The following is a 25,063-nucleotide window of genomic DNA, read 5'->3' as shown; positions in this document are numbered from 1 at the left end:
TAGTGTCCGGGGAGCTCCGCTTTTCACTTTTGGTTTACAAAAAAGTACAGAAAAGCGGTCCCGGATAGGCTCAGGTAAAGAGGACAACAACAATGCAACCTGATTTCTGGAATGACAAACGCCCGGCCGGCGTGCCCCTGGATATCGACCAAGGGGCCTATATGTCGGTGATCGAGGTGTTCGAGCGTTCCTGCAAGAAATTTGCTGACCGCCCCGCCTTCAGCAATATGGGCATCACCCTGACCTACGCCGAACTGGAACGCTACAGCGCCGCGTTCGCCGGTTACCTGCAAGCCCACACCGACCTGGTGCCGGGGGATCGCATCGCGGTGCAGATGCCCAACGTCCTGCATTACCCGATTGCCGTGTTCGGCGCCTTGCGCGCCGGCCTGATCGTGGTCAACACCAACCCGCTGTACACCGCCCGGGAGATGCGCCATCAGTTCAAGGACTCCGGTGCCCGGGCGCTGGTGTACCTGAACATGTTCGGGCAGAAGGTCCAGGAAGTGCTGGCCGACACCGACATCCAGTACCTGATCGAAGCGAAGATGGGCGACCTGATGCCCGCCGCCAAGGGCTGGCTGGTCAATACCCTGGTAAGCAAGGTCAAGAAAATGGTCCCGGCCTATTCCTTGCCCCAGGCCGTTTCCTTCAAGAGCGCGCTACGCCTGGGCCGGGGACTGGGCATCAAGCCACTGAATGCCGGTCTGGACGACATCGCCGTGCTGCAATACACCGGCGGCACCACTGGCCTGGCCAAGGGTGCGATGCTGACCCATGGCAACCTGGTCGCCAACATGCAGCAGGCGCGGGCCTGCCTGGGGCAGTTCGGTGCCGATGGCCAACCCCTGCTACGCGAAGGGCAGGAGGTGATGATCGCGCCATTGCCGCTGTACCATATCTATGCCTTCACGGCGAACTGCATGTGCATGATGGTGACCGGCAACCACAACGTGCTGATCACCAATCCACGGGATATCGGCGGCTTCATCAAGGAGTTGAAAAACTGGCGGTTTTCGGCGCTGCTGGGGCTCAATACGCTGTTCGTCGCGCTGATGGACCATCCCGACTTCAAGACCCTGGATTTCTCCCGCCTCAAACTCACCAACTCCGGCGGTACCGCGCTGGTCAAGGCTACCGCCGAGCGCTGGGAACAACTGACCGGTTGCCGCATCACCGAAGGTTACGGCCTGACCGAAACCTCGCCGGTGGCCTGCACCAATCCGTACGGCGACCAGTCGCGAATCGGCACGGTCGGCCTGCCGGTGCCGGGCACCACGCTGAAGGTGATCAACGATGAAGGCGTCGAGCAGGCCTTGGGCGAGCGCGGCGAACTGTGCATCAAGGGCCCGCAGATCATGAAGGGGTATTGGCAGAAACCCGAAGCCACTGCCGAAGTGCTGGATGCCGAAGGCTGGTTCAAGTCCGGCGACATCGCGGTGATCGACCCGGACGGTTTTGTGCGCATCGTCGACCGCAAGAAAGACATGATCATCGTCTCGGGTTTCAACGTGTACCCCAACGAGATCGAGGACGTGATGATGGCCCACCCGAAAGTCGCCAATTGTGCGGTGATCGGCGTGCCGGACGAGCGGTCGGGGGAGGCGGTGAAGCTGTTCGTCGTGGCCCGGGAAACGGGTGTCAGTCTTGAAGAGCTCAAGGCGTACTGCAAGGAAAATTTTACGGCCTACAAAGTGCCCAAGCACATTGTGTTGCGTGAGTCGTTGCCGATGACGCCGGTGGGCAAGATCCTGCGGCGGGAGTTGCGCGATATTGCCTGATCGGTGAATGGCCGCGCTTCGCGCGGTTCGTCGGAGCGCCGCCCGGGGCAAGCCTCGCTCCTACAGTTAAGTGTCGTCCACCAGTTTTGTGAACACCACTGAACCTGTAGGAGCGAGGCTTGCCCGCGAAGCTTTTAATGGGCCTGAAGCCCCAATTCATGGGCCTTTCAAGTATTTATAGGATTTTTACTCTAAAAATGACCATTAAACAATTATTGGTCGTAAATGTGACCATAGAGCCCGCTTTTGGCTCTAGTCGACCCTCGGCAAAGCTGCTACTCTCGGCCCGCTTTGTGACATCTCGGCCTAAGAAAAAAGCCAGACTCACCAACAAATAGACACCAAAAACACACACCAATAATAATCGCATCAAATGCGGTGATGAATTCGCGTTGCTGAGGAGTGGGCTTCCATGATCGAAGACTTTTGGAAGGATAAGTACCCTGCCGGGATTGCTGTCGAGATCAATCCAGACGAGTATCCGAATATTCAGGCGGTGTTGAAGCAGTCCTGCCAACGCTTTGCCGACAAACCGGCGTTCAGCAACCTGGGCAAGACAATCACCTACGGTGAACTGTACGAGTTGTCCGGTGCCTTTGCCGCTTACCTGCAACAGCATACCGACTTGCAGCCAGGCGATCGAATCGCCGTGCAACTGCCCAACGTATTGCAATACCCGGTCGCCGTCTTCGGTGCCATCCGCGCCGGGCTGATCGTGGTCAACACCAACCCGCTGTACACCGCGCGGGAGATGGAACACCAATTCAACGACTCCGGTGCCAAGGCCCTGGTCTGTCTGGCCAACATGGCGCACCTGGCCCAGGCCGTCGTGCCGAAAACCGGCGTCAGGCACGTGATCGTCACCGAAGTGGCCGACCTGCTGCCGCCGCTCAAGCGTCTGCTGGTCAACAGCGTCATCAAGTACGTGAAGAAAATGGTCCCGGCGTATCACTTGCCCAAGGCCATCAAGTTCAACGACGTGCTGAGCAAGGGCCACGGCCAGCCAGTGGCTGAAGCCAACCCGGCCAGCAGCGACGTCGCGGTGCTGCAATACACCGGCGGCACCACCGGCGTCGCCAAGGGCGCGATGCTGACCCATCGTAACCTGGTGGCGAACATGCTGCAGTGCAAGGCGCTGATGGGGTCCAACCTCAACGAAGGCTGCGAGATCCTGATCACGCCGCTGCCGCTGTACCACATCTATGCCTTCACCTTTCATTGCATGGCGATGATGCTGATCGGCAACCACAACATCCTGATCAGCAACCCGCGCGACCTGACGGCGATGGTCAAGGAACTGTCGAAGTGGAAGTTCAGCGGCTTCGTCGGCCTGAACACGCTGTTCGTCGCCCTGTGCAACAACGAAGGCTTCCGCAAGCTGGATTTCTCTGCGCTGAAAATCACGCTGTCGGGCGGCATGGCCCTGCAGCTGGCGGCGGCCGAGCGCTGGAAAGCGGTGACCGGTTGTGCCATCTGCGAAGGTTACGGCATGACCGAAACCAGCCCGGTGGCCACGGTCAATCCGATCCAGAACATCCAGATCGGCACCATCGGCATCCCGGTGCCGTCGACTGTGTGCAAAATCATCGACGACGCCGGCGTTGAACGGCCGTTGGGCGAAATCGGTGAACTGTGCGTGAAAGGTCCGCAGGTCATGAAAGGCTACTGGCAGCGTCAGGAAGCCACGGATGAAATTCTCGACAGCGAAGGCTGGTTGAAGACTGGCGACATCGCGCTGATCCAGCCTGATGGCTATATGCGTATCGTCGATCGCAAGAAAGACATGATCCTGGTGTCCGGTTTCAACGTGTACCCGAACGAGCTCGAAGACGTGCTGGCGACCCTGCCGGGCGTGCTGCAATGCGCGGCTATCGGCGTGCCGGACGAGAAATCCGGCGAGGCGATCAAGATCTTCATCGTCGCCAAGCCGGGGATGACCCTGACCAAGGAGCAGGTGATGGAACACATGCGCGCCAATGTCACTGGCTACAAGGTTCCACGGTCTGTCGAGTTCCGCGACGCACTGCCGACCACCAACGTCGGCAAGATCCTGCGCCGCGAGTTGCGCGACGAAGAGCTGAAGAAGCTGGCTGCAAAGAAGGTCAGCGCATAACAAACAAAAGCCCCGCAGAAGCGGGGCTTTTTTTATCAGGCTGGAAATGTTCAGCGCCTGTCAGGCCGCCTTCGTCGGAGCGCCGCCCGGAGCAAGCCCGCTCCCACATTTTGATCGCATTCCTTCTGAAAAACTCGGTCAAATGTGGGAGCGGGCTTGCTCGCGAAGCTTTTGCTTTTGCCTTTACAGGCGGAATTGCGCGAAATTGACGTTGGTACCCGCCGGGCGCATGTCCTGCAAGTACGAATCCTTGTCCGCACTCAACTCCAGGCTCAAGGCGGCCTTGCGCTTGCCCTGGTTGCGCACCACCAAGCCTTCGAGCTTCTCGCGCAAGAACACCGTCGGCACTTTCAAATGCAGCAATTCGTCGGTATCAGGGGTGTGCATCAGCAGGTGAATCCATTCGTACTGACCGATGGCCAGGCGCGCCACCGGGATATCGAACCACCAGATGTTGCGGTTGCGGTTCAATTCGGTGAAGTGGCAGTTGTTGACGCCAAGCACAGCACCGCCGAGTTCCTGGTTTCTGCGGGCAATGGCCTGCTTTTTATCGAGTTTCATAACATTCCTACGGGATTGGATCTTCAGCGCCAAGGCCTGAATACGTTGCGCATTCTCGGGGGTTGGTCGGCAAACATAAAGCCCAACCTGCACTGAACGATGAAATGTCGCGCTGAAAATAAATGAAACTCCACGCAAACGACCCCGGTCAACCTTGTGTAACTACTTTCCCGTTCAATTGTTCACAGGAGAAACACCATGGGCAGCACTGGCGATAAAGTAAAAGGCATGGCCAACGAAGCCGCCGGCAACGTCAAGCAAGGCGTCGGCAAGGCCACCGGTAACGACAAAATGCGCGCCGAAGGCGTGGTGCAGGAAAAGAAAGGCGAAGCTCAGCAAGCGCTGGGCAAAGCCAAGGACGCGGTCAAGAAAGGGGTCGACAAGGCTTGATTGGGCCATTGACGACTATCGGGAACGGCCATCTGCGGATGGCCGTTTTTGTGTCAGCCTGAACTTGCGCCTGAAAATTGTTTCAAAGGCGCCAATTAGGCTACTTTGATGTAAAAAACGGCCCCTGAGTCGCCACGACTTCACCCATTGAGCGGCGAAAGGAGACGCTTATGATTTTCCCGGACATGAAAGGTCTGCCCATCCACCGTGTGATGGTGCGCACGGTCACCGAGTTCGTCGACGACGAGATGTCGACCTATGCCTCGGCGCTGGCCTATCAAATGCTGTTCTCGCTGTTCCCCTTCATCCTGTTCCTGATCGCCCTGATCGGTTTCCTGCACCTGCCGGACTTCTTCTCCTGGCTGCGCCTGCAATCGGAACTGGTCCTGCCGCCCCAGGCACTGGAACAGGTGAATCCGGTGATCGATCAACTCCAGCAATCCAAGGGTGGCTTGCTGTCGGTGGGTATCGTGATTGCCCTGTGGACGGCGTCTGCCGGTGTACGGCTGATGATGAGCGCGATGAACGCCGCCTACGATGTGGTCGAAGGCCGTCCGGCGTGGAAGCGTTTCCCGCTGTCGATCATCTACACCATCGGCATCGCCGGCATGCTGTTGATCGCCGCCGCGCTGATGGTGCTCGGGCCGCAGGTGATAGGCTGGATCGCTTCGCAAGTCGGCCTTGAAGACTTCATCGTTATCCTCTGGACCATCGCCCGCTGGCCGGTGGTGGTGATCCTGCTGATGGTGGCGGTGGCGCTGATTTATTACGTCATGCCCGACGTCAAGCAGGAGTTTCGCTTTATCACGCCGGGTTCGGTGCTGGCAGTGGTGGTGTGGATCCTCGCATCCCTGGGCTTTGGTCTGTACGTCAAGGAGTTCGCCAACTACAACGCCATGTATGGCAGTATCGGTGCGATCATCGTGCTGTTGCTGTACTTCTATATTTCCGCCGCAGTGCTGCTGCTCGGCGCGGAGATGAATGCAGTGATCGAGCACATGTCGCGAGAGGGCAAGGACCCTGGCGAAAAAGTCCCCGGCGAGCACGGTCCGGGCCATGAGGAAAAACACCACGTTTCGGGACTGGGTCGGGACCACTCGATCAAGCCGACCACTGACGAAGTCATCAAATGATCCGTGAAATCCTGAAAATGGGCGATGAGCGCCTGCTGCGCATTGCCCCGCCGGTACCGGCAGAAATGTTCGACAGCCCCGAGTTGTGGCAACTGATCGACGACATGTTCCAGACCATGGAAAGCGTCGGCGGTGTCGGCCTGGCTGCACCGCAGATCGGCGTCGACCTGCAACTGGTAATCTTCGGTTTCGAGCACAGCGAACGCTACCCGGATGCCGAAGCGGTGCCGCAGACCATTCTGATCAATCCGCTGATCACGCCGTTGAGCCCGCTCCTCGAAGAGGGGTTCGAAGGCTGCCTGTCGGTACCCGGACTGCGCGGCGCGGTGGATCGTTATCGGCAGATTCGCTACGAAGGTGTCGATCCCAAGGGGCAGCCGATCTTGCGCATCGCCGAGGGGTTCCATGCGCGGGTGGTGCAGCATGAATGCGATCACCTGATCGGTCGGTTGTATCCGTCGCGCATTACCGATTTCAGCAAATTCGGGTTTACCGAAGTGATGTTCCCGGAGCTTGATCCCAACGCCGACGACTGAGATCACCACAAACCTAATGTGTGCGAGCTTGCTCGCGAATGCGGTGTGTCAGTCAAAGTAATATGAACTGACACACCGCATTCGCGAGCAAGCTCGCTCCCACAGTGGATTTTCATCAGTCATTAACTTTTTCACTCGCCTCCAGGCCCATGGCAATCATCGGTTTGCTGCGCGCATAGCGGCTCAACCGTTCGACCATGGCGTAAGGCATTGGCGGATCGAAGACAAAGCCACGCCGCTCGTAAAAGCCACGCAAGTCCGGATGGCAGAACAGCCAGACCGGGCTGTGGAGACCTTTGACCGCTTCGGCAATCAACGCGGCGGCGATCCCCTGTTCCCGGCAGGCCGGGTCGACAAACAAACCCGTCAGCCAATGCCCGTCCGCCACCGGGCGCAAACACAGCGCGCCAATGATTTCGTCGCGCCTGGCGACCCACAGTTGAGCATCGCGGACCGCTTTCATCGACGATTGATGGGCGCGATAGAACTTGTTCATCAATGGCCATAATGGCTCGGCGAGTAAGGTGTACCGGGTGTTGGGCATGATCTTCGACTGTCGGTGCGCAAAGCGGGCGATTATAAAAGAACGCGGGCGCGGGGATAGGTGTATACCTGATCTCACATCCCGTATGAGTGGAGTACGTATCATGGCCAAAGGCATGGATTCAAAAAAAGCGGCAAAGAAGAAACCGGCGAAAACCGCCGATGAAAAGCGCGCGGACAAAAAGGCCAAGAAGGTGGATGTGTTCGGGCACTGAAATGTAAGCCACACAGGCAATTCGATTGTCCAGGCACCCCGTCACCCCCCTGTAGTAGCTGGCTTGCCAGCGAAGAGGCCGGCACATTCAACATCAATGTTGCCTGTTATACCGCCTTCGCTGGCAAGCCAGCTCCTGCAGGGGGGCGATGAAATAACCAAATAATCTGCAAGATTTCCCCGCCAACGCCTGCCGCTCGCACCGAGTGGTCCCACCCGGGTTGCGCCGACCGTCGAACCTGATATTTCTGACAGTAGACACATCATTGCAATGCCTTTAACTCTTTCTTGTATCGCCGGATTATTCAGCGCTTCAGGGAACGGAGTTTTTCCACATGCAAATCAAATGGCTCGCAGGCTTCGTGGCGCTTTGTCTCGGCTTGGGTGCATTGTTCTATTTTTATGCCGATCAAGCGCCGGGCAAACAAAACCGGTATGCGTTGTTCAATCCGGCGATGACTGCCGAACAGACAGCAGAAATCCAGCTGCAGATTGATCGACAACTCAGTCGAAAGCCCGCAGGGCGCCAGGTCAGTACCACTCAAGTGATTTACGATAACGGGGCCGTCGTGATGACGTTCCCGGTCCCGGGTGACGCGAATCAAACCGATCCCATCTGTGACTATGGTTACTTCTGTGTCTGGGATGGCTGGGATTACACAGGCAGGAAATTGTCGCTGGCCAGCACGCCGGTCAGCCGTCCCGTTAACCTCGCGGACTTCAACATGAGCCGTCAGGTTTCATCCTGGCAGCACAATAATAAAGCTCACTCCGTGAAGGTTTTCGGCGTGGATGGGCCTGGCGCGAAAGGCAACATGATGATGAGTAATATCAAGGAAATCGTCCTCGGGCGGGGCTGCTGTCCGTTCAGTATTCCCGAACAGGTCAGCCCTACAGGCACGTGGACCGAAATAGATGCCCAGAGCAGGTTGATCGAGCACAACGACAGAATGGTCAGCGTCGCTTTTTCTCCCTTGTTTATTTTGTTTGCCCGGTAGATCGCCTTTTCAAGTCCGCACCGTTCACGGCGCACGCAGCGATTGACTACCATGGGTATGGTTTAAACACGACGCTTACCATTGCGTTGTCATATTTTAATGAAGCTCGAAAAATAAATTCCGGTGGTGGTCCCTTTTGGGTTGAGTGGTCGATAGCAAATGGGCAACACCCGCCTCCAAGATGGTCATCCATAGTGTTGGTCATGACCATTTGACCTCCGCCATATGCCTGTGATGCTCCACCGATGGCAACGTGGAAAAAATTGTTATTATGTTTCCAGGATGAAATTTTGTTGCTCATGTCGTATTGCGCGAGATTCACCGTGAGTGAGATTTCAGGCGGGTAGCTTCTAAGTGACAATTTTTTCCCCACGTAATTAACGTGCTCCCAGAAACACACATAACCAAAGTCGCAGGTCGTGTTGGGGGTGCTTGATACAGCAAATGTGATCACGGCGTCCCCATTGTCATAGGCAACCTGAGTAGGGCTGATTTGCTGGCCGCCAGGCTTGAGAAGTAGCTGCGTGTCGATTTTTTTCTGAATGTCGGCTTTCTGCTGCGTCTGCATCGATGGATCAAATAAAGTGTACTTGCCTGATGATTCGGACTCTTTCGCCATACCGATCAGGGGCATGGCCATACTGGTGATGGCCATGACGCCCGATGCAATTTTACAAATCATTGAGACTCTTTTCATATATTGCTCCGGCCTTCCTTGAATTGAAATTCGATAAATAAATAGCAAGCGATGCCTCTTCATCGTTCTGTTGAACGATTGTCTGAAATGACATGAAACGCAGTCACGCGCTTATTGGAAAATATGAAGCATCTAAGCAAAGAATCGCTCAGGGCTCGGAAGATATCTACTGGCAGAAGTAACAGGTAGCATTGGATCAGTAGTCATTAATGCGCGTGAAAACGTGATTACTTATGAAAACATCAGGGCTGGCCTGTTTCCGGGCTGACGTTGTTAAGAGCGTTACGAAACCGGGCCAGGGGTCGCCTTGGCAAACGGCATAATCAGGTTATCTTTTGTCTGGCAGGCGGTCGATGCCATACCGGCGGTTAACCTTTACTGCCGGGCAGCAGCGGTCGTCCGCAGGCATGGCATCAAGCCAGGCCGTTGCAGCCGTGTTTCAGGAACCCCGGACGTTGTGCCAAGCGCTGGAAGTACTCGTCGATGGCCGGATAGTCGGGTCGATCCATCGGCGTCATCAGCCAGCGATTGACCGACAGCCCGATGACAACATCGGCCAGGGTGAACCGTGGCCCGGCGACATAAGCCTTGGTGGCCGCGAGCTGATGCTCGAGGATGCCCATCTTCTGATTCCAGCCGCGCACGCCGGCGGCGATGTGATGCGGGTCCTGGAACTCCGGATCCTTGCGCACCAATGCCGTGAACGCATAGCTCCAGGCCGCGTTGAGTTCGGTGGCTTGCCAATCCATCCACTGCTCCACCCGGGCGCGGGCAGCCGGTTCGTGCGGCAGCAAATCAGTATTTTGGTGTTTGCCGGCCAGGTAACGGCAGATGGCGTTGGATTCCCACAGCACGCCGGCCTCATCGATGATCACGGGCACCAGCGCGTTGGGATTGAGCCGGAGAAACTCTGGCGTGTGGGTCGAGGCAAAACCGCCGCCCCAATCCTCGCGTTCGTAGGTAATGCCCAGTTCCTCACAGGTCCACAGGACCTTTCTGACGTTGATTGATGAAGCTTTACCCAGAATTTTCAGTGGATGTTCCATCGGGCTGCTCCGTTAGCGGATCAAGGCTTCGGGGATTTAATAGTGTGCCTGCCAACGGGAGACATCAAGTCTGCTTGATCCCGGTTCGGTAGAACTGATGACAATTCGCTCCAGATCGGGCTCGAGCAGGCACTGGGGATGTTCTCAAGAAGTACCGGTTGTCTGAGAATCCACCCTTGAAGCTGTTGGTCGATGAAAACCGGGGTGGATTCAATGCACCTACCTTCAGGGGCGGTCGTCACCTGATCGACTGACACAAATAGCGGCCCCGGCAGATCGAATACCGTCTCGGATTGGCGCTCCAGGCCAGTATCCTTGCGGGCCATACATGAGTTTTTACGCCCGCTCAGGTCGGTTGTCATAACGCCGGCTTCATCGCGATTGGCATGCCAGACATTCATCACCACTGCCGGCCCCTGACCTTTCGGATGAGCAGCGAGACAACTTTTAATCGCTGGCATGAAACGAGGGTCGTTCAGATAGTGCGTCCAATCGTCTGTTTCTGAAGCCTGGAGCGACGGCGCGAGGCTGAGCATCAGGAGGGAGGTCAAGATGATTATCTGGCGCATCTGAGTGTCCGGTGGGTTGGAGGTCTGCCGGCCGATATTCTTGTTTGCGTGAAGCGCTGCGGATTTTGCATGCGACACCCATGAAGCTTCGGATAAAAGATGTTTCAAATTGCAGATCGCATCGATTGGGAACAATCAAGTGCCGTGTCAGGTACTCTCGCGCACCTTCAACTCAAACCCCATGTCCTGCACCGGTTTGGCCACCTGGTTGCCGGCCAGCAAGGTCAACATCAACTCCGCCGAACGCCTGCCAATGGCCTCGCGCGGCGTGCTGATGCTGCTCAGCCGCGGGACCATGTGGGCCGAGGCCGGCAGGTCGTTGAAGCCGAGGATTGCGACCTGCTGCGGAATCTTGATCCCGCAGCGCATGGCTTCGAGGAGTGCGCCCTGGGCCAGGTCATCGTTGCCGAAGAAGATCGCATCGACATCAGGATGACTGGCCAACAGTTGCAGGAACAGTTCACCTCCCAAACCGACGGAGGAGGCACGCGGGGTCAGTACTTCAAGATCCGGGTCATACAGACCGGCCTTTTGCAGGGCTTTGCGGAAACCTTCGCCGCGCAGCAACGTGCGTTGGTCCAGTTGCGCGCCAATGTAGGCCAGGCGCTTGCGACCTCGGGAGAGCAAATGTTCCGCCGCCGTTTCACCGGCCGCAAGCTGCGAAAAACCAACGCAGTTGAGGCCGGCTGCACTGTCCAGTTCCATCATGTATACGCACGGAACGTTGCTGGCCTCGATCATCCGTCGCGAACTTTCGGTGCGGTCGAACCCGGTCAGCAGCAAGCCACGCGGTTGATAGGCCATGTAATTGCGCAGCAGGTTTTCTTCTTCGTCGCGCGAGTAGTGGAAGTTGCCGATCAGCACTTCGAAGCCCTTTGGACGTAAAACCTGATGAATGGCTTCCAGCGTATCGATGAACAGCAAGTTCGACAGCGACGGCACCAAAACCACCACGGAATGGCTCTGGGCCGAGGCTAACGCGCGGGCAGCGGGGTTGACCACGTAATTGAGTTCGAGGGCGGCTTTCTGGACTTTTTCCACCAGTTCGGTGGCCACCGTGCTGACGCCGCGCAAGGCGCGGGACGCGGTGATCGGGCTGACACCGGCCAGGTGTGCGACTTCATTGAGGGTAGGGCGGCCAGTGGTGCGGGTATTCTTATCGTTTTTAGGAGAGGTCATCGGGCTGCTTGCCAAACAAAATTCAAGGTACTAAGGTAGCGCTGTCTCGATGCAGCTGCAAATGCGTGAGCGGGATCTGCCTGATTCCCGCTCTTTGGCAGTGAGAACGAACATGCTGCAACCCACAAAAATGACAAGAAGGCGTCGGCTTCTGCTTTTGCTCTTGTGTCATAACCGGCAAAGGTAGCGCTGTCTGCGCGCTGAGGTGTTACATGAATCATCCTATCACCGCCCTGGTCATCATGGGCGTTGCCGGTTGCGGCAAGACGTGCGTCAGCGAGGCCTTGTGCCAACTCAGCGGCGCGACCGCCATTGAGGGCGACGCTTTTCACCCTGTCGCCAATATCGAAAAGATGAGCGCAGGTATCCCCCTGAACGACGAAGACCGTGCAGGCTGGCTCGACAGCCTGTGCGATGAACTGCGCCGCATCGACGCCAAGGGTCAACGCCCGGTGCTGACCTGCTCGGCCCTCAAGCACGTTTACCGCGAACGTCTGCGCAGCGCCTTGCCTGGCCTGGGTTTCGTTTTCCTGGAACTGACGCCTGAAGTCGCCGCTGATCGAGTATCCCATCGGCCGGGCCACTTCATGCCATCGACCCTGATCGACAGCCAGTTCGCGACCCTCGAATCCCCCGTTGGCGAGCCCTTGACCCTGGCTCTGGACGCTTCGAACCACAGCGTCGAGCAACTGGCGAAGCAGGCGCATATCTGGTGGCAGGCACATGGCCTGAAGCACGCGGTATGAATGTGCCGCGAAAAGATAGCGCTGTCCTGATGGCTCGCCAATTACCCGCTTTAATAACAACAACAACCAGGAGACACCCCTAATGTTTGGCATGTCCCACGAAACGTTCCTGCTGCTCGACGCAGTGGTCACGGTGATCGGGCTTATCGTCCTGATCACCAAGTTCAAGTTCCACCCCTTCATTGCCCTGATCATCGCCGCGGCCTTTCTCGGCCTGACTTCCGGCATGCCGTTCGGCACCATCATCAAGGCGTTCCAGGACGGTTTCGGTGGGGTGCTCGGTTTCGTCGGGATCATCCTTGCGCTGGGGACCATGCTCGGCAAAATGATGGCCGAGTCGGGCGGGGCGGATCAGATTGCCCAGACCCTGATCCGTGCGTTCGGCAAGGACAAGGTGCAGTGGGCAATGATGTTCGCCGCCTTCCTGGTCGGCATTCCGCTGTTCTTCGAAATCGGCTTCGTGCTGCTGATCCCGCTGGTGTTCATCGTCGCCCGACGTACCGGCGTGTCGATCATCAAGATCGGTATCCCGCTGCTGGCCGGTCTTTCCGCCGTGCACGGTCTGGTTCCGCCACACCCGGGCCCGTTGCTGGCGATCGGCGTGTTCGGTGCCGACATCGGTAAAACCATTCTGTACGGCCTGATCGTTGCGCTGCCGACGGCTATCATCGCCGGCCCGATCTACGGCACGTTCATTGCCAAGTACATTCCGGGTCATCCTAACCAGGAACTGGTCGATCAACTGGCGCGTGATAACGATTCTGCCGATCTCCCGAGCTTCGCCATCACCTTGATCACCGTGCTGTCGCCGGTGTTCCTGATGCTGCTCAAGACCTTTGCCGATGTGGTGCTGCCGGAAGGCAACTTCTTCCGCACTTTCATGGACCTGATCGGTCATCCGATCTCGGCACTGCTGCTGGCGTTGCTGCTGTCGCTGTACACCTTCGGTTACAAGCAGGGCATTGGGTCCAACCAGATGCTCAAATGGCTGGATGCCAGCCTTGCGCCAACCGCCGCAATCATCCTGATCATCGGTGCCGGTGGTGGCTTCAAGCAGATGCTTGTGACCAGCGGCGTTGGTAATGTCATCGGCAACATGGCGGTGGAAGCGCAGATCTCGCCAATCCTTCTGGCGTGGCTGGTGGCGGCGGTGATTCGTATCGCGACCGGTTCGGCGACCGTGGCGACCATTACTGGCGCAGGCATTGTGGTGCCAGTGGTAGGGATGATTCCGGGTGTAAACCGTGAGCTGCTGGTGTTGGCCACCGGTGCCGGTTCGTTGATCCTGTCCCACGTCAACGACGCCGGTTTCTGGCTGGTGAAGCAGTACTTCAACATGACCGTGGCGGAAACCTTCAAGACCTGGACGGCGATGGAAACCCTCCTGTCCGTGGTGGGCCTGGGCTTTATCCTGCTGTTGTCGTTGTTCGTCTAAGCACACCGCAAAACCAAATGTGGGAGCGGGCTTGCTCGCGAAAGCAATGGGATGGACTCCTCCTCACTTCGGCATCTTGAGTGCCAGACTGAAAGTGCGAACCACAGTCAACGGTGAGAAGGAGTCCACACATGAAGCTTATGCGAATTGGGGTCGACCTGGCCAAGAACGTATTTCAGATCCACGGCGTGGATTGTCATGAGCTACCCGTCTGGCGGCAGCGCCTACCGCGTGATCGCTGGCTGCAAACGGTGTTGGAAAAGATCGAACCTGGCTGTGAGATCGGGATGGAGAGTTGTGGCGGTGCGCATCACTGGGCTCGGCAGCTACAAGCCCACGGATTTCGGGTAAAGCTGGTCGCGCCGCAGTTCGTCAAACCGTACGTCAAGAGCAACAAGAACGACGCGAACGATGCCGAGGCGATCTGCGAAGCGATGAGCCGCCCCAGCATGCGCTTCGTCGCCATCAAGACCATCGAACAACAGGATATCCAGGCGACGCATCGCATCCGGGCCGGCTTAATCGAACAGCGGACGGCCAAAGCCAATCAGATCCGTGGGCTGGTCGCCGAGTACGGTCTCGTTGCACCGAAGGAATTGCTGATGCTGCGTCGTGCAATACCATGCTGGCTAGGGGATGCGGATAACGGTTTGACGGCACGCTTTCGTCGTCTGCTGGATGGTTTGTGGGACGACCTTCGTGCGCTGGATGGGCGTGTTTGCCAGCTCGACGGCGAGATCACTGCGATCGCGACAAACGAGCCGTCCGCCGTTCGCCTTCAACAGCTGCGCGGTGTCGGTCCAATGATCGCCACAGCGCTCGTCGTCGCTCTCGGTGATGCCCGTCAGTTTGCCAATGGCCGACAGTTTGCCGCCTCGCTGGGACTGACACCGAGGCAACACAGTTCTGGTGGTAAGGATCGACTACTCGGTATCAGCAAGCGCGGTGATACGTATCTGCGAACATTGATGGTGCATGGCGCACGCTCGGCGCTACGCACAGCCAAATCCAAAGAGGATCGGCTCAGCCAGTGGGCCGTTCGTTTAGCCGAGCGATCGCATCCCAATGTGGCCGCTATTGCGCTGGCCAACAAAACTGCACGCATGGCTTGGGCGATGCTGCGTCACGGCACTGATTACCAACCGAATCAGGCAGCGGCCTGATCTATTTACCCGACGTGTTCTACGAGAGAAACAACTCTTAACCACGATTGCGAAGCAACCTGAACGATGGCAAACCGGTCGAACCGGCGTCGGCAAAACCCTCGAATGTCCAAGTGCGAAAAGCACGAAAAAGCGATCGGGAGCCGGCGCGCGAATAGCCCATCATGGCCCTGCATCGAAACGATGCCGTATTTAGAGGCCGAATATACGTGTGCAGTCGGCACGGGCGCCAAAGCAACGGGGCTTGCAATGAGGGGGAGTCCATATACGGACTTACATTCAATATCTACTTTGAATGTGATGGCCCTTTCGCGAGCAAGCCCGCTCCCACATTGTCATGTGTCAGGTATTAGATTTGGCGATAAGCCCATCCGCCCGGAACATCCCGCGAATCCCGCGTACGGCCTGGCGAATCCGGTCCTGGTTTTCGATCAGCGCAAAGCGCACATGATCATCCCCATACTCCCCAAACCCGACACCCGGCGAGACGCAGACCTTGGCTTCGGCGAGCATTTTCTTGGCGAATTCCAGCGAACCCAGGTGCGCATAAGCCTCGGGAATCTTGGCCCAGACGTACATCGATGCTTTCGGGTTTTCGACCATCCAGCCCAGTTCATGCAGGCCTTTGACCAGCACATTGCGCCGCTGGCGGTATTGCTCGGCAATGTCTTTGACACACTGCTGATCGCCTTCCAGTGCGGCAATAGCGGCGACTTGCAGCGGGGTAAAAGTGCCGTAGTCGTGGTAGCTCTTGATCCGCGCCAGGGCGTTGACCAGTTCGGCGTTGCCGACCATGAAGCCGATGCGCCAGCCGGCCATGTTGTAGCTCTTGGACAGGGTGAAAAACTCCACGGCAATGTCCTTGGCGCCAGGCACCTGCATGATCGACGGGGCTTTCCAGCCGTCGTAGACAATGTCGGCATAGGCCAGGTCGTGCACCACCAGCACGTCGTACTGCTTGGCGAGGGCGATCACCCGCTCGAAGAAATCCAGCTCCACGCACTGGGCGGTAGGGTTGGACGGGAAGCCGAGGATCATCATTTTCGGTTTCGGGATCGAACCGCGAATCGCGCTTTCCAGTTCGGCGAAGAAATCCACGCCCGGAATCAGTGGCACCGAGCGCACCTGGGCGCCGGCAATCACGGCACCGTAGATGTGAATCGGATAACTCGGGTTCGGCACCAGCACCGTGTCGCCCTGGTCGAGGGTGGCCAGCATCAAGTGCGCCAGGCCTTCCTTGGAGCCGATGGTGACAATGGCTTCGCTTTCCGGATCGATGTCGACCGCGTAGCGATCCTTGTACCAGTTGGAAATCGCCCGGCGCAGACGGGGGATACCCTTGGATGTCGAGTAACCGTGGGTATCTTCGCGCTGGGCGACGGTGACGAGTTTGTCGACGATATGCGGCGGCGTCGCCCCGTCGGGGTTGCCCATGCTGAAGTCGATGATGTCTTCGCCACGACGACGGGCGGCCATCTTCAGCTCGGCAGTGATGTTGAATACGTAAGGGGGGAGTCGATCTATGCGCGCAAAGCGGCGCGGCGAACCTGGGTTTGCCATTGTTGCCTCGGATAACGTGAGCGCCCGGAACCGTCCGAGCGACGCTGGCCACTGCGGTGGCCTGTGGCGGAATGTACGGGCAGCTGTGGCAAACTGTCCAGCGTCTACGTAAACAAATTTGTCCGAAGGAAATCGGTTGATGGAATTTACCAGTGGCTTCCTGCTGAGCCTTTCGCTGTGCCTGGACATAGGCGTGGCCAATATCGCGATGATCACCCTGGCGATGCAACGCGGCTATTTCCAAGGCTTTGCCTTGGGGTTGGGGACCTGTGTTGGCGATCTGATCTACGCAGTGCTGGCGCTGGCGGGCATGACTGTTTTACTGCAATACGAAACGGTGCGCTGGGTGCTGTGGATCGGCGGGTCGGCGCTGCTGGTGTACTTCGCGGCGAAAATGATCCATTCGGCGATTCACCATGAGGCGGTGCTGGCCCAGGCAGGGGAGGTGGGGCAGAACTCCCATCGGCACGAGTTTTTACGCGGGATTTTCCTCGCCATGTCTTCCCCCAGTGCCATTTTGTGGTTCGCGGCGGTGGGCGGCACCCTGATCGCTCGTTCCGGCGGCGCAGGCGCGCTGAGTTCAGCGCTGTTTCTAGGCGGATTTCTCTGTGCCGGGGTGCTGTGGTGCATCGGCCTGTGCTTCGCCGCGAGCCATGGCGGCAAGCTGCTGGGCGACAAGCTGCTGCGTTATTCCTACCTGGCATCGTCGGCGATATTCTGCTATTTCGCGGTCTACGTGATTGTATCGGGATACAACGAGTTTATTGGTGCCAGCGCCGTCGGACCGCTTCACGGGCTCTGACTGGGCGAATCGGGTTTGGCTTCTATACTCCCAGCCGAACCCACTTTTTTGTATCAGGAGTCGAGTCATGGATGAGCAAACAGGCGTCGAAACGGCCAAGCCACGCTTCGCACACGGGCACTTTCTGCTTATTGCAGGGCTTGGCGGGCGATTTACGGCAGGTACGACCCAGGGTATTCCCGATCTCTGGGAGAAATTCATTCCCGAAATTGGCAAAATTCCCGGTCAAAAAAGCGAAGTGACCTACGGCATTTGCTGCAATCCAGATGGCAAGGGTGGCTTCGAATACATTGCCGGCGTCGAGATCGACAAACTCGACGACCTGCCGGAAAAATACCGTTGGGTTGAGGTCCAGCCTCAGCACTATGCCGTGTTCGAGCACAAGGGCTCTCTGGATTCCTTGCCCCAGACGTTTCAGTACATCTGGAAAACCTGGCTGCCGCAGTCCGGTTATCAAGCGGCGGATGCCCCGGAGTTCGAACGCTACAGCGAAGACTTCAACCCGAAGCTCAACACCGGCAAGCTGGAAATCTGGTTGCCGCTCAAGCCCTGACGGCCGGATGAGAGGCGAATCGGCGATTCGCCTCTCGATGTCGAGCTGGCGCTGATTTATGATTCGCGCCTTTCCCTCGCTGATTCCGAGCTGCCATGAACACCGTCATCCGCCACGTCACCCCCGCTGACCTGGACCGTTGCTACGCCATCGAAACCCTTGCCTACGAAGGTGACGAAGCCGCGACCCGGGAGAAAATCGCCACCCGCATTGCCACCTGGCCCGAGGGGTTTATCGTGGCCGAAGTGGACGGCGTCGTCGCCGGTTTCATCAATTCCGGCGCGGCGTTTCAGGTGGAGATGTCGGACGAGGCATTCAAGGAGCTGATCGGCCACGACCCCGCGGGTCCGCATGTGGTGATCATGTCGGTGGTGGTGCATCCGGCTTTTCAGGGGCAAGGCCTGGCCAAACGTTTGATGGCTGAGTTCATCGAGCGGATGCGCGCGTTGAACAAGAGCAGCGTCAACCTGATGTGCAAGGAGCGGCATATTCCGTTCTACGCGGGTTTTGGTTTCGCCTACATCAAGCCTTCCGCCTCCGACCATGGCGGGATGGCGTGGCATGAGATGGTGCTCGAACTCTGACCTGTAGAAGCAGTCGAGGCTGAAAAAAGGTTCTTCACTGGACTGGAGATCATTTTATTTTCAGCGTGGCCACGGTCCCTTGCAGGAGCCGGCTTGCTGGCGATGATCGTTAACGATAACGCGTGCGATCTGGTTAAACGCGGCGCACTTGAGTCCATCGCCAGCAAGCCGGCTCCTACAGGTACTGCGTTATCAGTGTTCCCCGGGATTGCGTGGATAACCACAAAAAAGCCCCGGCTCTTTCGAGTCGGGGCTTTTTGCGCTGCAGAGGCTGGCGCTTACATCACTGGGTAGTCGATGTAACCAACCGGCCCCTTGGCGTAGAACAATTCAGGACGGACCTCGTTCAGCGGCGCATCCGCCTTCAAGCGTGCTGGCAAGTCGGGATTGGCAATGAACGGCACGCCGAAGGCGACCGCATCGGCCTTGCCGCTGGCCAGCCAGGCGTTGGCACTGTCCTTGGTGAAGCGTTCGTTGACGATGTAGGGTCCGCCGAAGGCTTCCTTGAGTTGTGGGCCGATGCTGTCGCCGGCTTCATTTTCGCGCGAGCAGATAAAGGCGATGCCACGTTTGCCCAGTTCGCGAGCGACGTAGGTGAAGGTCTCGGACAGATTGTCGTCGCCCATGTCATGCAGATCGGCGCGTGGTGACAGGTGCACACCCACGCGGCCCGCGCCCCAGACTTCGATCGCCGCGTCGGTCACTTCCAGCAACAGGCGAGCACGGTTTTCCAGGGAGCCGCCGTAGTGGTCGGTGCGCTGGTTGGTGCTGCTTTGCAGGAACTGGTCGAGCAGGTAACCGTTGGCGCCGTGGATTTCCACGCCGTCGAAGCCGGCGGCCTTGGCATTCTCGGCACCTACACGATAAGCGTCGACGATGTCGGCGATTTCAGCGGTTTCCAGAGCACGGGGGGTTGGGTAGTCGGCCAGTGGGCGAACCAGGCTGACGTGGCCTTTTTGCTGGATGGCGCTCGGTGCGACCGGCGCTTCTCCGTTCAGGTACAACCCGTGGGAAACCCGGCCGACGTGCCACAGTTGCAGGAAGATCTTGCCGCCCGCGCCGTGGATCGCTTTGGTCACGTTGGTCCAGCCACGTACCTGATCGTTGGACCAGATGCCCGGGGTGTCCGGATAGCCGACGCCCATCGGGGTGACCGAGGTGGCCTCGCTGAGGATCAGGCCGGCCGAGGCGCGTTGCACGTAATATTCAGCCATCAGCGCGTTGGGCACTCGGCCTTCGTCGGCGCGGCAGCGGGTCAGGGGCGCCATGATGATGCGGTTGGCCAACTCGAGGTCGCCCAGTGTGATCGGATCGAAAATAGTCGTCATGAAGTCGCTCTCCTGTAGAGATCAGTTAGTGGCGGGGGCCAGTTCGGGATTGCTGCGCTGACGGAAAGTAATCAGGGTCACCAGCAGGGCGAGTACCGCCAGTGCCGCTGCCGCGAGAGGTACGCTGGTCAGGCCGAAACCGTGGGCGATGACGCTGCCGCCAACCCAGGCACCCAGTGCGTTGCCGACGTTGAAGGCGCCGATGTTCAGGGTCGACACCAGGTTCGGTGCGGCCTTGCCGTAGGTCACGACATTTACTTGCAGGGCGGGTACGGCGGCAAAGCACGCGGTGGCCCAGAGGAACAGGGTGATTTCGGTCGGGATCAGCGCGACGCTGGTCCAGGTCAGCACGGTAGAGATCACGGCCATCGAGATGAAGACCCCAATCAGCGTCGCGGCCATGGCTTTGTCGGCCAGCTTGCCGCCGATGATGTTGCCGACGGTCAGGCCAAGACCGATGAGCATCAGGGTCCAGGTCACGCCTTTGGGCGAGACGCCGGTGACATCGCCGAGCAGTGGGGCGACATAGGTGAACAGGGTGAATACGGAAGCCGCGAACAATGCGGTCATGCTCAGGGACAGCCAGATCCCGGCACCCTTCAGGGCGCGCAGTTCGGCGCGCATGTCGAGCTTTTCTTCATCGCGCTTGGCCGGCAGGAAGCGGATCAAGCCGATCAGCGCAATCACACCGATCACGGTCACGGCCCAGAACGTCGAGCGCCAGCCGGCTTCCTGCCCGAGCGCGGTGCCCAGTGGAACGCCCAGCACGTTGGCCAGGGTCAGGCCGGTAAACATCAAGGCGACGGCCGAGGCGCGTTTGTTCGCCGGCACCAGGCCTGCCGCCACCACCGAACCGATGCCGAAGAACGCACCGTGACACAGGGCGGTGACCACCCGGGCGAACATCAGCACGTTGTAGTCACTGGCCACTGCACACAGCAGGTTGCCGATAATGAAAATCCCCATCAACGCTACCAGGGCGGCCTTGCGTGGCAGGCGGGAGGTGGCCAGTGCCATGAACGGCGCACCAATGGCCACGCCCAGGGCGTAACCGGTCACCAGCCAGCCGGCGCCGGGGATCGACACGCCGAGGTCCGCCGCCACATCGGGCAGCAGGCCCATGATGACGAACTCGGTGGTGCCGATGGCGAAGGCGCTCAAGGCCAGGATGAGTAGCGAGAGGGGCATTGTCTAATTCCTTGTCGGAGCGCTGAGCTCTTTGACGATGGCGTCGAGGAACGCCTGAATCACGTCCTCGTTGCGTTTGAAGAAGTGCCATTGACCGGCTTTCTGACTGCTGATCAGTCCCGCACGTTGCAAGGTCGCCAAGTGAGCGGACACGGTCGACTGCGACAGGCCGCAGCGTTGATCGATCTGTCCGGCGCAAATGCCGTACTCGTGGTTGTGCAGTTGTTCCGGGAACTGGGTCTTGGGGTCTTTCAGCCAGATGAGGATGTCTCGGCGTACTGGGTGTGCCAGCGCTTTTATTATTTCGTCGAGGTCGATGGTCATGGGGTTGGGCTCGTGATGAGTAAAACGCTATATCGCGATGAGGCGAACTTTAAATCGGTACTTCGCGATATACCAATATGATTTTGGTCTGATGACCGCGTAAATCGGTATATCGGGTTATAACGATATGTTGGTTGTCCAGATGTAAAGCCGCAGTGCTAAGCTGCGTCCATGAACTATCTCGCACATCTGCACCTCGGTGGCCAGCGCCCCGGTCAATTGCTCGGCAGCCTGTATGGCGATTTCGTCAAAGGACGGCTGCAAGGGCAGTTCGATCCGGAGATCGAGGCGGCCATCCACCTGCATCGGCGCATCGACGTCTTTACCGACCGCCATCCGTTGGTGGATATCTCATTGTCGCGATTTGCCGTGACCCGCCGGCGTTATGCCGGGATCGTGCTCGACGTGTTTTTCGACCATTGCCTGGCCCGGGACTGGACGTTGTATGCCGACCAACCGCTGGAGCAATTCACTTCGGACGTGTACCGGGTGTTGTCCGCCGAGCCGCAATTGCCGGAACGCCTGGCGATGATTGCGCCGCATATGGTGGCTAATGACTGGTTGGGGTCTTACCGGGAGTTTGCGGTGTTGGAGCAGGTGTTGCGGGGGATTTCGCGGCGCTTGACCCGGCCGGAGGAGTTGGCGGGGGCGATGCAGGAATTGCGGGTGTTGTATGAGCCGTTGAGCGAGGATTTCCGGTTGTTCTATCCGCAGCTTCAGGATTTCGCACAGAACCACCCAGCGACATAAATCCCTGTGGGAGCGGGCTTGCTCGCGAATGCAGTGTGTCATTCACCATTGATGTCGACTGACACACCGCATTCGCGAGCAAGCCCGCTCCCACAGGGGATTTTTGTTTCTTCATATAAGTGCGTGTCAGGCTGCAATTGCCGGACGCATGGGCGCTTTCTGCGTTTCGGGAATCGCCCCAAACAACGCCTTCTGCACCGCCTGCTGCGCTTCAAACGCCAGCGCGGCCCGCTCGCGACCTTCGCAGGCGATCGGCTTGAGCAGATGAATCTCCACCTCCCCCCGATCATTGGCAAACAAACGCATCAGGTGCGAGAGCAAATCGTCATCGCCAATGAACGGAGCCAGGGTATCGAGCTCGCCGTCACGCAGATAACGAATTGCCACCGGCTGCAGCTTCACTTCGCAATCGATCGCCGCCGACAGCAATCGCCCATGAAAGGTGCGCAACGAACGACCATCGGTGGTGGTGCCTTCCGGGAACATCAGCAGCGGGTGTTCCTGCTCCAGATGGCGGGTCATCTGTTTGCGGATCAACTGGCTGTCGCCCGACCCGCGACGGATAAACAGGCTGCCGGCCTTGGCCGCCAACCAGCCCGCTACGGGCCAGGTGCGCACTTCGGCCTTGGACAGGAACGACAGCGGTGTGAGCATGCCCAGCAGCGGGATATCGGTCCAGGACACATGGTTGCTGACCCAGAGCATCGGTGCCTTCGGCAATGTCCCGTGCACGGTCACGCGAAAGGGCAGGGCATTGCTCAGGCGCGCCATGAAGAACCGCGACCAACGCTGGCGGCGGACCATCGAATGGGCGATCCCCGAACGTTCGAATAGCCCGAACATACCGGCCATGGTCAATCCCAGGGCGACCACCACCAACACTCGCGCAATCCGCGCGTACACCCGCAACCGGCCCATCATACGGCCGCCTTGAAGTGCTTGGCGTAACGCGGGCAAAGTTCGTCGCGCTTGAGCAGGATGAACACGTCGGCGACCTGGAAGTCTTCGTCCCAGCACGGCTCGCCGCAGATCTTTGCGCCCAGGCGCATGTAGGCCTTGAGCAGCGGCGGCATTTCGGCGATGACGTTGGACGGGATAGCCAGGGTCGGCAGTGGTTTCTTCGGTTCGGCCCGCAGGTGTTCGGTGCTCAGGTAACGTTCGCGCAGGCGCTGCATGATCGCGTGGGCCTGGATGCCGCCGTCCTGCATCGGAATGCTCGCGCAACCCATCAAATAGCTGTAGCCGCCCTGGTTCAGCACTTCAGCCAGTTCACCCCAGAGCACGGCGATGGTGCCGCCGTTGCGGTAGGCCGGGTCGACGCAGGTGCGGCCGATTTCCAGAATCGGCCCCTTCAGATGGACCAGGCCATGCAGGCTGAATTCTTCTTCGCTGTAGAACTTGCCCAGACTGCTGGCGGCGGTATGGTCGAGCAAGCGGGTGGTCGCCACCAGGCGCCCGCTGTTCAAGTCACGCACGCCGATGTGCGCGCAGTGAACATCATAGTCATCCATGTCCAGTCCCAGCTCCGCGCCTTTGAGCCGGGCGTTGAATTCGCCGCTGAACACGTTGAAGCGCAAGGCCTGGGCTTCCTGCAGGGCCTTGGCGCCCACCAGGCGTTCGGCTTGCAGGCGGCGTTCATTGCCGGTGTCGCTGATGCGGGCGATCTGAGTCATTGCGAGTCTCCGTACGGGCTGTTCATCCGTCGTGGGTTGCAGCCGATCGACTTTCTTTATGCAGCCGTGTTGTGCAAAGTCAGGCTATGTAGCCCCGGTGTCATCGCCATGAAGCTTTGGTGATGCTTGTATGACAGCCCACGAGGACCCTCTTATGCCCTGGCAAACCCTGTTGAACCGCCGCGATCGCCTGCCCGCCAACCCGGACTTGGGCGAAGGATTCGCGAACTTGCAGCTGCAGCTGGGCACGGTCACACCGTTTGAACTGGCGGTGCTCGGCGGGCGCCTGATGGCAACGCCTGGGCTGGCGTTTCTGGTGGGGTATCAGGCGGCGTTGCGCATGCTCTGGCCCAGCGCGCCGCCGAGCCTCGGCGCGTTATGCGCGACGGAACAGCGCAGTCTGCGGGTGGCGGACATGCAGACCCGCCTGGGCGGATTGCGCGTGAGCGGGCGCAAGGATTTCGTCACCGCTGGCGACGCGGCCGACTGGTTGCTGGTCGCGGCCCGCAGTGAAGAGCCCGGCGAGAGCCCGCGCCTGAGTCTGGCGGTGGTCTATCCCGATGAACCGGGCGTGCGCCTGGAAAAACTGCCGGCGATTCCTCTGATGCCCGACATCAGCCACAGCCGCTTGATTCTCGATGGCGCGTCATGCGAATTGCTGGCGGGGGATGGCTGGGATGCTTACGTCAAACCGTTCCGTACCCTTGAAGACATCTACGTATTGAGCGCGATGACGGCCTGGCTGTATGGCGTCGGCCACGACAGTGACTGGCCGCAATCGCTGCAGTTGCGCTTGCTGGCGCTGCTGGCCGGGTGCGCGGAAGCTTGCCGACAGGCGCCGAACAACCTGGCCGGGCATGTGTTGCTCGGTGGTTTGTTTGCGCAGTTCGATGGGCTCAAGGCGGAGGTGGATCAGGCACTGGCCGATGGGCCAGCGCAGTGGGCGGCGATGTGGCAGCGGGATCGGGCGGTGATGGATTTGGCGGCGGGGACCAGGGGGAAGCGACTGGCCAAGGCACTTGCCGAATCTTCGCTGAATTGACGGGCCTCTTCGCGGGCAAGCCCGCTCCCACAGGGATCTCTAGTGTGCAAAATATTGTGTACTACGCAAATCCTGTGGGAGCGGGCTTGCCCGCGAAGGCGACCTCATGGACAACACACATTCCAGAACTGTCATCAACCTCGACTAGGCTCAGC

The 25,063-nt window shown here is 58.8% G+C and carries 26 protein-coding genes; 14 read left to right on the top strand and 12 right to left on the bottom strand.

What is annotated here, in order from left to right; translation table 11 throughout:
* Positions 1-92 precede the first annotated feature (92 nt).
* Positions 93-1,781, top strand: coding sequence for a long-chain-fatty-acid--CoA ligase FadD2 (gene fadD2, locus F8N80_RS17300; protein WP_150748057.1), 1,689 nt, complete (start codon positions 93-95; stop codon positions 1,779-1,781).
* 412 nt (positions 1,782-2,193) lie between these two features.
* The gene (fadD1, locus tag F8N80_RS17290) at positions 2,194-3,894 is read left to right on the top strand and encodes a long-chain-fatty-acid--CoA ligase FadD1 (RefSeq protein ID WP_150748058.1); all 1,701 of its coding nucleotides are present in this window, start codon (positions 2,194-2,196) and stop codon (positions 3,892-3,894) included.
* A gap of 183 nt (positions 3,895-4,077) precedes the next feature.
* Here fadD1 and F8N80_RS17285 read toward each other — a convergent pair whose 3' ends face one another.
* Positions 4,078-4,455, bottom strand: coding sequence for a hypothetical protein (locus tag F8N80_RS17285; RefSeq protein WP_150748059.1), 378 nt, complete (start codon positions 4,453-4,455; stop codon positions 4,078-4,080).
* Positions 4,456-4,653: 198 nt separating this feature from the next.
* Between F8N80_RS17285 and F8N80_RS17280 the strand changes: the two genes are divergently transcribed.
* From F8N80_RS17280 to def, 3 genes are all read left to right on the top strand, one after another.
* Positions 4,654-4,845 (top strand): CsbD family protein, encoded by a 192-nt coding sequence (locus F8N80_RS17280; protein ID WP_150748060.1) that lies wholly within the window; start codon positions 4,654-4,656, stop codon positions 4,843-4,845.
* A gap of 170 nt (positions 4,846-5,015) precedes the next feature.
* Positions 5,016-5,978: a YihY/virulence factor BrkB family protein gene (locus tag F8N80_RS17275; RefSeq protein ID WP_150784315.1), complete on the top strand. Its 963-nt coding sequence runs from the start codon at positions 5,016-5,018 to the stop codon at positions 5,976-5,978.
* The gene (gene def, locus F8N80_RS17270) at positions 5,975-6,514 is read left to right on the top strand and encodes a peptide deformylase (protein ID WP_150748062.1); all 540 of its coding nucleotides are present in this window, start codon (positions 5,975-5,977) and stop codon (positions 6,512-6,514) included. The genes F8N80_RS17275 and def overlap by 4 nt, the downstream gene beginning before the upstream one ends.
* Before the next feature lie 115 nt (positions 6,515-6,629).
* On the opposite strand, the gene F8N80_RS17265 is transcribed toward def, so the two are convergent.
* Positions 6,630-7,058 (bottom strand): GNAT family N-acetyltransferase, encoded by a 429-nt coding sequence (locus tag F8N80_RS17265; protein WP_150748063.1) that lies wholly within the window; start codon positions 7,056-7,058, stop codon positions 6,630-6,632.
* Positions 7,059-7,606: 548 nt separating this feature from the next.
* On the opposite strand from F8N80_RS17265, the gene F8N80_RS17260 reads away from it, so the two are divergent.
* Positions 7,607-8,269, top strand: a complete 663-nt coding sequence (locus tag F8N80_RS17260) for a peptidase inhibitor family I36 protein (RefSeq protein ID WP_150784314.1) — start codon at positions 7,607-7,609, stop codon at positions 8,267-8,269.
* A 46-nt stretch (positions 8,270-8,315) separates the two neighbouring features.
* Here F8N80_RS17260 and F8N80_RS17255 read toward each other — a convergent pair whose 3' ends face one another.
* From F8N80_RS17255 to F8N80_RS17240, 4 genes are all read right to left on the bottom strand, one after another.
* Positions 8,316-8,966, bottom strand: coding sequence for a peptidase inhibitor family I36 protein (locus F8N80_RS17255; protein ID WP_191632939.1), 651 nt, complete (start codon positions 8,964-8,966; stop codon positions 8,316-8,318).
* 413 nt (positions 8,967-9,379) lie between these two features.
* Positions 9,380-10,012: a glutathione S-transferase family protein gene (locus F8N80_RS17250; protein ID WP_150748066.1), complete on the bottom strand. Its 633-nt coding sequence runs from the start codon at positions 10,010-10,012 to the stop codon at positions 9,380-9,382.
* Positions 10,013-10,032: 20 nt separating this feature from the next.
* Positions 10,033-10,716 carry a hypothetical protein gene (locus F8N80_RS17245; RefSeq protein WP_224790710.1) on the bottom strand — a complete coding sequence of 228 codons (684 nt, stop codon included), beginning with the start codon at positions 10,714-10,716 and terminating at the stop codon, positions 10,033-10,035.
* A 12-nt stretch (positions 10,717-10,728) separates the two neighbouring features.
* A complete protein-coding gene (locus tag F8N80_RS17240) occupies positions 10,729-11,760 on the bottom strand; it encodes a LacI family DNA-binding transcriptional regulator (RefSeq protein ID WP_150784312.1) in 1,032 nt (343 codons plus the stop codon).
* 212 nt (positions 11,761-11,972) lie between these two features.
* On the opposite strand from F8N80_RS17240, the gene F8N80_RS17235 reads away from it, so the two are divergent.
* The 3 genes from F8N80_RS17235 (at position 11,973) to F8N80_RS17225 (ending at position 15,104) form a co-directional block, all read left to right on the top strand.
* Positions 11,973-12,506, top strand: a complete 534-nt coding sequence (locus tag F8N80_RS17235; RefSeq protein WP_150784311.1) for a gluconokinase — start codon at positions 11,973-11,975, stop codon at positions 12,504-12,506.
* An 82-nt stretch (positions 12,507-12,588) separates the two neighbouring features.
* Complete coding sequence (locus tag F8N80_RS17230; protein ID WP_150748069.1) at positions 12,589-13,941, top strand: GntP family permease; 1,353 nt, start codon at positions 12,589-12,591, stop codon at positions 13,939-13,941.
* Positions 13,942-14,072: 131 nt separating this feature from the next.
* Positions 14,073-15,104, top strand: a complete 1,032-nt coding sequence (locus F8N80_RS17225; RefSeq protein ID WP_095147509.1) for an IS110 family transposase — start codon at positions 14,073-14,075, stop codon at positions 15,102-15,104.
* A 342-nt stretch (positions 15,105-15,446) separates the two neighbouring features.
* On the opposite strand, the gene alaC is transcribed toward F8N80_RS17225, so the two are convergent.
* Entirely contained in the window at positions 15,447-16,664 is a 1,218-nt protein-coding gene (alaC, locus tag F8N80_RS17220) for an alanine transaminase (RefSeq protein ID WP_150748070.1), read from the bottom strand.
* 139 nt (positions 16,665-16,803) lie between these two features.
* Here alaC and F8N80_RS17215 point away from each other — a divergent pair, with 139 nt between their 5' ends.
* The 3 genes from F8N80_RS17215 (at position 16,804) to F8N80_RS17205 (ending at position 18,603) form a co-directional block, all read left to right on the top strand.
* The gene (locus F8N80_RS17215) at positions 16,804-17,466 is read left to right on the top strand and encodes a LysE family translocator (protein WP_150748071.1); all 663 of its coding nucleotides are present in this window, start codon (positions 16,804-16,806) and stop codon (positions 17,464-17,466) included.
* 67 nt (positions 17,467-17,533) lie between these two features.
* The gene (locus F8N80_RS17210) at positions 17,534-18,019 is read left to right on the top strand and encodes a GyrI-like domain-containing protein (RefSeq protein ID WP_150748072.1); all 486 of its coding nucleotides are present in this window, start codon (positions 17,534-17,536) and stop codon (positions 18,017-18,019) included.
* Between the two features lie 95 nt (positions 18,020-18,114).
* Positions 18,115-18,603 carry a GNAT family N-acetyltransferase gene (locus F8N80_RS17205; RefSeq protein WP_150748073.1) on the top strand — a complete coding sequence of 163 codons (489 nt, stop codon included), beginning with the start codon at positions 18,115-18,117 and terminating at the stop codon, positions 18,601-18,603.
* A 278-nt stretch (positions 18,604-18,881) separates the two neighbouring features.
* Here F8N80_RS17205 and F8N80_RS17195 read toward each other — a convergent pair whose 3' ends face one another.
* Genes F8N80_RS17195 through F8N80_RS17185 form a run of 3 tightly spaced genes read right to left on the bottom strand, consistent with a single transcriptional unit; the run spans position 18,882 to position 21,443 of the window.
* The gene (locus F8N80_RS17195) at positions 18,882-19,931 is read right to left on the bottom strand and encodes an alkene reductase (RefSeq protein WP_150748075.1); all 1,050 of its coding nucleotides are present in this window, start codon (positions 19,929-19,931) and stop codon (positions 18,882-18,884) included.
* A gap of 21 nt (positions 19,932-19,952) precedes the next feature.
* Entirely contained in the window at positions 19,953-21,119 is a 1,167-nt protein-coding gene (locus tag F8N80_RS17190) for an MFS transporter (RefSeq protein WP_150748076.1), read from the bottom strand.
* Between the two features lie 3 nt (positions 21,120-21,122).
* Positions 21,123-21,443: an ArsR/SmtB family transcription factor gene (locus tag F8N80_RS17185; RefSeq protein ID WP_074874210.1), complete on the bottom strand. Its 321-nt coding sequence runs from the start codon at positions 21,441-21,443 to the stop codon at positions 21,123-21,125.
* 171 nt (positions 21,444-21,614) lie between these two features.
* Here F8N80_RS17185 and F8N80_RS17180 point away from each other — a divergent pair, with 171 nt between their 5' ends.
* Positions 21,615-22,193, top strand: a complete 579-nt coding sequence (locus F8N80_RS17180) for an ACP phosphodiesterase (RefSeq protein WP_150784310.1) — start codon at positions 21,615-21,617, stop codon at positions 22,191-22,193.
* 126 nt (positions 22,194-22,319) lie between these two features.
* Here the strand turns inward: F8N80_RS17180 and F8N80_RS17175 are convergent, their stop codons facing one another.
* A complete protein-coding gene (locus F8N80_RS17175) occupies positions 22,320-23,111 on the bottom strand; it encodes a lysophospholipid acyltransferase family protein (protein WP_150748101.1) in 792 nt (263 codons plus the stop codon).
* Positions 23,111-23,866, bottom strand: coding sequence for an L-ornithine N(alpha)-acyltransferase (gene olsB / locus F8N80_RS17170; RefSeq protein WP_150748078.1), 756 nt, complete (start codon positions 23,864-23,866; stop codon positions 23,111-23,113). Before olsB ends, F8N80_RS17175 begins: the two co-directional genes overlap by 1 nt.
* Positions 23,867-24,020: 154 nt before the next feature.
* Here olsB and F8N80_RS17165 point away from each other — a divergent pair, with 154 nt between their 5' ends.
* Positions 24,021-24,908, top strand: coding sequence for an acyl-CoA dehydrogenase family protein (locus F8N80_RS17165; RefSeq protein WP_150784309.1), 888 nt, complete (start codon positions 24,021-24,023; stop codon positions 24,906-24,908).
* Positions 24,909-25,063 lie beyond the last annotated feature (155 nt).

Origin of the sequence: Pseudomonas fluorescens, from assembly GCF_902497995.1 — a bacterium.
GTDB classification, from domain to species: Bacteria; Pseudomonadota; Gammaproteobacteria; order Pseudomonadales; family Pseudomonadaceae; genus Aquipseudomonas; species Aquipseudomonas fluorescens_BK.
The sequence above is the reverse complement of the archived record's forward strand: the minus strand, read 5'-3'. Positions and strand labels throughout refer to the sequence as shown.